Origin of the sequence: Rosenbergiella metrosideri, assembly GCF_022602565.1 — a bacterium.
Classification (GTDB): domain Bacteria; phylum Pseudomonadota; class Gammaproteobacteria; order Enterobacterales; family Enterobacteriaceae; genus Rosenbergiella; species Rosenbergiella metrosideri.
This window is the reverse complement of record NZ_JALBCV010000027.1, coordinates 1-5,661: the sequence shown is the minus strand read 5'-3', so window position 1 is coordinate 5,661 and position 5,661 is coordinate 1. Positions and strand designations below refer to the sequence as shown.

The 5,661-nt window shown below is 48.2% G+C and carries 10 protein-coding genes and 2 tRNA genes; all 12 read right to left on the bottom strand.

What is annotated here, in order from left to right; genetic code table 11:
* Window positions 1-692, bottom strand: a 692-nt coding sequence (locus MKR94_RS16015) for a terminase large subunit domain-containing protein (RefSeq protein WP_241647817.1), incomplete at its 3' end; no start/stop codon positions are given.
* 10 nt (window positions 693-702) lie between these two features.
* Complete coding sequence (locus MKR94_RS16010) at window positions 703-1,416, bottom strand: hypothetical protein (RefSeq protein ID WP_241647816.1); 714 nt, start codon at window positions 1,414-1,416, stop codon at window positions 703-705.
* An 87-nt stretch (window positions 1,417-1,503) separates the two neighbouring features.
* Entirely contained in the window at window positions 1,504-2,016 is a 513-nt protein-coding gene (locus MKR94_RS16005) for a hypothetical protein (protein ID WP_241647815.1), read from the bottom strand.
* Window positions 2,013-2,201: a hypothetical protein gene (locus tag MKR94_RS16000; RefSeq protein WP_241647814.1), complete on the bottom strand. Its 189-nt coding sequence runs from the start codon at window positions 2,199-2,201 to the stop codon at window positions 2,013-2,015. The genes MKR94_RS16005 and MKR94_RS16000 overlap by 4 nt, the downstream gene beginning before the upstream one ends.
* The gene (locus MKR94_RS15995; RefSeq protein ID WP_241647813.1) at window positions 2,194-2,730 is read right to left on the bottom strand and encodes a Rha family transcriptional regulator; all 537 of its coding nucleotides are present in this window, start codon (window positions 2,728-2,730) and stop codon (window positions 2,194-2,196) included. The genes MKR94_RS16000 and MKR94_RS15995 overlap by 8 nt, the downstream gene beginning before the upstream one ends.
* A gap of 227 nt (window positions 2,731-2,957) precedes the next feature.
* A complete protein-coding gene (locus tag MKR94_RS15990; RefSeq protein WP_241647812.1) occupies window positions 2,958-3,209 on the bottom strand; it encodes a hypothetical protein in 252 nt (83 codons plus the stop codon).
* Window positions 3,206-3,682: a lysis protein gene (locus tag MKR94_RS15985; RefSeq protein WP_241647811.1), complete on the bottom strand. Its 477-nt coding sequence runs from the start codon at window positions 3,680-3,682 to the stop codon at window positions 3,206-3,208. Before MKR94_RS15985 ends, MKR94_RS15990 begins: the two co-directional genes overlap by 4 nt.
* Entirely contained in the window at window positions 3,682-4,164 is a 483-nt protein-coding gene (locus MKR94_RS15980) for a lysozyme (protein ID WP_277755696.1), read from the bottom strand. The genes MKR94_RS15985 and MKR94_RS15980 overlap by 1 nt, the downstream gene beginning before the upstream one ends.
* 3 nt (window positions 4,165-4,167) lie before the next feature.
* Window positions 4,168-4,404 carry a class II holin family protein gene (locus MKR94_RS15975; RefSeq protein WP_422047540.1) on the bottom strand — a complete coding sequence of 79 codons (237 nt, stop codon included), beginning with the start codon at window positions 4,402-4,404 and terminating at the stop codon, window positions 4,168-4,170.
* A gap of 158 nt (window positions 4,405-4,562) precedes the next feature.
* A tRNA-Ile gene (locus MKR94_RS15970) sits at window positions 4,563-4,640 on the bottom strand.
* A 2-nt stretch (window positions 4,641-4,642) separates the two neighbouring features.
* Window positions 4,643-4,713, bottom strand: a tRNA-OTHER gene (locus tag MKR94_RS15965).
* Between the two features lie 342 nt (window positions 4,714-5,055).
* Entirely contained in the window at window positions 5,056-5,535 is a 480-nt protein-coding gene (locus MKR94_RS15960; protein WP_241647810.1) for an antiterminator Q family protein, read from the bottom strand.
* Window positions 5,536-5,661: the final 126 nt, after the last annotated feature.

Sequence of the window (5,661 nt, the reverse complement as noted above, 5' to 3'; positions counted from 1 at the left end):
GGCTCGTCACCGATTACAGTCTCAAGGCTCCCGTTTAACTTGCGGTCGTAGCAGTGATAAACCGTGCCACTCGTTAAATTGACAAAATCGCCATTAAGATAAGCATCAATTAGTTGCTCAGGATATGAGCCTCGGAGCGTATCAGCATAGTCAGGCGGTAAGAATGGGTTGCTATATGTGCTGGCCTGAACCATTTCATAGCCCGGCTTGGGGTTTCGTTTCCATGTCTTGTAAACGAACCTAAAGCCCTCTGGCGTTGTGTAGACGCTAACCCTATTGAATGGGTTGTCTAATCCATTAGGGCGCTGGCGATTACGCGCAATGACCTTAATCCACACATCCATGGCGTGCTGCTCTTTCAGAGTGTCAATTTCGTCGATGTGGCTTCGATACGACTCGTAGCCAACTATCCGCGCTGGGTTATCGAGTGTCCTTAGTACGAAATCACCGATACCAGGTGAAGCGGTGTAAATGATGTTCTCTGATTTGTTGTACTTATAGCGGATGCCGTACTCACTGAGCTTATCCTCCATGCGTGGTGCAAGGATTAAGCGGATAAGGTCATAGGTTGGCTCGTACATCGCTATCAGTGCGTCAGATGAATGACTAGCGTCACGGAACGCGCTCACCGCCATTGTTTCTGTCTTACCAGTACCAAAGCCGCCGACAAAGGCCGGATATTTGCACTGCAAGTTAAAGAATCTACCCTGTGGAGGTGTTAGGGTCGTTCTGATTGTTCTCCCCGACAATGACAACCTCCATTCGAGTGATTGGGTGATCTGCTTTATCTGCACTCACCTCTTTGCGCAGCTTATCTGCTTCAAGTCCTGTCTTATCAGTTGCCGCGACTCTAAACGCCGTATCAGCAATAATCTTGGCTAGGTTCTCTCTATCCAATCCTAATCCAGAGATAGTCCGCTCAAGTGACTCTACCCTTGCAAGATTGCGGTCAATGGCCTGTTCTGCACCTGATATCTGTTTAGCTATCTCCACGCGCCCTTCTGCATCTTGCGCAGATTCGAAGTCATTGCGCAGTTTGCCTAGCACCTTAGTAGCGGATAGCGTTCTTGCCCTAACGAATATCAATTCTTGCATCAGGTCTAATCCCTGAGCATCAGCGAATAACTCATCAGAGTCAGGCATGTATTTAGCGTAGCCAGAGTGGATTACAGAGCGGCGATGGCCGGGAGTTAAACCGTTTGTCGGAGGCGGTTTCGATTTGCGCACTTGCGCAGTCTTGTTTTTTCGTTTGTTGCGCACTTGCGCAGTCTTTTGCGCAATTGGATTCTTGATATATCTGCGAGCAGTCGCATAGTTCAATCCCTGCGACTCACACCATTCTCTCGGTGATACGCCAGATTCGGCATGTTCGGACAGGAACCGACTTTGAAGCTCGCTCCAATCCGGCTTTGCCATTGTTATTCCTTGTTGATTGCATTAAACAGCACCCGATAGGATGCTCTGTGATGCAGAGAGCCGTTGTGAAAGTGGCTCTCAGGTTGGTTAGATTATTTCTTTCCCCATCGGGGTTTTGAATTGCTCTTCATGGAATGTCGTGAAAGCACTGACATTTCCGCCACTGGAGGTATCAATCTCAATAGCGGCGTTAACAGCCTCGATTGCTGTCTTGCCAAGGTGCATAGCGGTAGTGGCAATCGCATAACCCGACCCGATGGCATAAAAACCATCTTGCCGTGAAATCTTGGCAAACTCTGAGCCAGCGTCTTTGTATAGCAGGATGCACTCATTATCTTCGGTGATGATGATGCAAGCGAAGTCGAAAGCTGGAGAGTATTTGGTGCTATAGGTAATGCCCTCTTTAAGCAACACAGCTATCTCGAACTCGCATCCACAATCGCCAGCCGTAGCAAATGCGGCAACTGGAAGATTGTTTACCTTCCACTCTTGGCCTTCCGGTAGGAATATCTTCTGCTCATTGGTTGATGCGACCATTCCAGATGATGTTGACAATGAATCGGCGGCTAGTGTCTTTCCGTCCCATGCGATAGTGGTCATTGGTTATCCTTCGGTGATTTTCGGTTGGGCTTCTTACTGGAAATGCTAAGTAGCACATCCACCAAAACATCAACATTTTCTACACAGGCGACCCCCTGAGCGACGCGACCACATGAAAAGTAATCGACTGCGCTTTTAAGGTATCGCTGAGCAGTTACCAGTTGAGCCTTTTCGTCTTTAGTCATTTCCTACTCCCGGCAAGCAGATTTGAGACTGTTGTTCTAGTCGCTCAATCTTGGCTAGCAGTACTGGCTTTTTAACTCGACCCCATCGATTGAGCAGGCGACCGGACATGCTGGCCACATCTTTCTCTTTCATGTATTCGAGCATCACGGCGTTACGCTCAGCTTCGTAACCATGCTTTATCTTGCGAAGTTCTTCGTACATCCAGTTGAAGGCATTGATATAAGCCTCTTTGATGACTGCCGCAGCCTTACCATTAAAGCCCATGACAACCATCACGAAGCCACTGAAGTCCATGGTGTAATACTTTTGTTTCTTATCGAATATCCCTAAGTCGTTGATTTTCTCGGAAACGCAAAAGTGCGCCTTCCTGAAATCATCTGAGCAATGGCAGTTCTCTACGGCTCTTAACACATCACCGTGGCGTTTATTGAATGCCTTGGCTATTTGGAAGGTATCTGTCAGCACATCACCAGAGCTTGCCGTGACAAATTGATGAAAGTTAATTTCTGTCGTTTCAATTAATTGCATATCGGTGTTTCCTTTTAGTGATGAACCCTGTCGCACAGGAAGACGGCCCCCAGAAAGCTCCGACAGCTAGCCGGTTCCTCAAGGTGCATCCTGAAAAGGTTCTGGGATTTAAGCGCGTGCGGTGCGCCAATAAAAAAGCCCACCGGTTAAAGTGGGCTTGGGTAGTGATATTTCCTGTCGGGTAATAACCACAATCGAGGCCACGTTAATGACCTCTGTTCTGGCTACTAAATCAGTTGCTTGGCAAGTTTACACAGGTCGTCGAATACTGCGTGGGATTGACTGCCGGCAGCGGTGACTAGCTCTTTCAGTTTGGCTTCGAATAGCTCGACATCGGTCTTAACTTGCTCGGAGTCAGTTTTCACTGTTTCTGGTGATGCTACGACGGGATCGGCTGCTGTCTGTACGGTAGTTACTGGCTCTGTCATGGGTTTACTCTCTTTGTTGAATAGGTTGATTAGCCACTGGATGATTTTCATTTGGTGATTTCCCTGATGTAAGCCTGCAAGCCATTAATCTGATCTGTGGCTTGAGCTAATTGGCTTCTGAGGGTGTAATAATCTTGTCGAGCGTCTGCTGAGAGTTCGGCGCTGGTTGCATTAGTGATGCCGGTGGCGGTGTTGGTTTGGGACACTCCGCTTGGACATACTGCTTTGACGCGCAACCGGACAGAACCAGACTTAACACGACTGCTAAGAGAGCTGATTTCATCGTCTTTCGCCTTGAGCTGGAGTTGATACGCTTGGTCGATTGCCGAGACAGCCTTTTGCTGAATCTGCATCTGGTTGATTGTCTTTAGCCTGGAGTCAGCGAGGGATGATGCCTGAGAAGATTTACTCTTCCACTCGTTAGCTGAATTTCGGTAGTGGTTGACTTCGCTAATCATGGTGATGATTCCACCGAAAAGGATGGTGATAAGGATTAGACGCCAGTTAGCAATTATCCATTCCATCATTCCCCCCACAGGCAGATTTCGCGCTCTACCTCGCGACGATTAACCAATCCGGCCACGACTCGCTTATTGACATACTTCCATTGACGCAGGCCATCACAGGCTTGCTGGTATCGTCCAGCGTTAAGGTTGCGTAATACAGATGAGTGCTCAAATGCGTAGGTGCCAACGTTATACGAGAAACTAATCAGAGCCGCTTCTTGATACTCGTTCATAGGAACTTTCACAGAGCGTTCAACCGAATTAGCGAATAATTGAAGGTGCTTTTGTAGGAGATTATCGCATTCCTGCTTGGTGTAGACCTTGCCGGGGGTGACGTCTTTACCTGTCACGCCACTGCATACCGTCCACACCCCGCCAATGTCTCGGTAGGGTGTTAGCTCAGTACCTTCTTGGCTCGGAACCAGCACAGTGGCTATAGCTATTGCACCTGCTCCGCTTACTCCAATTAATGCCTTTCGCAGAGAAGACGAAATAGCCATGGCTTAATCCTCTTGCGGTGGGGGCGATACTATCCCCCGCGATAACTGACTCTCGTACGCTTTTGTCTGTCTTCGCTTAAAGTAGAAGTTACTAGCGCAGGTGATAACACCAATGACTAGCCCCCCAACAACCGAAATGGTTTGCCAGTCGAGGTGGTGTATCTTGTCCATTACGCTCCCCCAACAAATAAGTGATCCAGACGCGCAATAGCTGACTACCGATGAAATTTTACCGGGCATATTGATTGTCTTCATGGTTTCCACCTTTGGCTTGAGTTAAAAGCTAGGTGCTGTGTGTAGGGATTCACCGCCTGTCACTTGATAGTATCTGTGTGGGATAATTGGGATTGACTTGCGGTGAAATAAAAAAGGCCTCACCGAAGTGAAGCCTTGAAATTTGGTTCCCCAAGGCGGATTCGAACCGCTCCTTCACCCGGTTATGAGCCGGACGCATTGACCTATTATGCTATTGGGAAGTTGGCGCACCATCGAGGAATCGAACCCCGAACCGTAGAGGCTCTATGCTCTATCCGATTGAGCTAATGGCGCAATATGGTGGAATTACACCAAATTAGAAAGCCGCAGGGTAACAATCACAGGTGAAAGCAGGATTGCCAGTTAAGCCTACGGCATGTTTGATTGTGATGACCGGTACTGAAATCCGGTATTTATCCTAGGCCCGGCACTGGATAATCTGGCTCCGGGAGAGCAATCATTGCGCATCAGCCTGCGCATTCATCACAACGAAAAGCCCTCTGTTTCACAACACGAGAATTAACCCGTCAGAGGGCTTATCTGTTGCAATAAAAAAGCCGCCTTGTGAACTTAAGAGTCACTAAAGGCAGCTTACCTACTTATTGTTGCTCATTTGCTCATTCGTGTCAACACGTTCTATGCAACTTTCCTAACCTTAGCTACACGTTTTCGATTATTCATCGCATTTAGCAGCGGAAAGTAAATCATATAACGACTCGCATCCAGTATCTCCCTCACCTCTCGACGGCAAGTAGACATAGATGGGCGCTTTAATTTATTACCTCCCCTAGTTGCGATCTTGCGTGGCTTTGCAGTCTTGTAGCTGTAGGATGCTATTGCGTGTTCCGTTGAGCCGTGAGCGTAGTAACTTAGAAGTATGCCGGATGCTTTAGGGTCAATTTTGAGAACGGAATCTACGACCTGAGAAATCAACATTCCGTCATCATCATTGCACATGGGCCTTGTCGGGTAACCGCTTGGCTCTACGCTTTCCATCCACTGAGCTATCATGCTACTCATGCGCTTTTCTAAGCGGCCTGAGTACACCCAAGCGCCCCATAACTCTAGCCATTGCTCTAGCCAATCCTGCTGCTCTTTGGTCAATTCACGCGACATCACTTCTTCCTCCGCTTATTGCCGGGTTGGGCTGGATAACTCTGTGGGGTTTTGTACTGGACTGTTGGGGTTACGGGTGAGAAGTGGTTAAGGAATTTGGTTAGCCAAGTCATGACTCCCCCATTC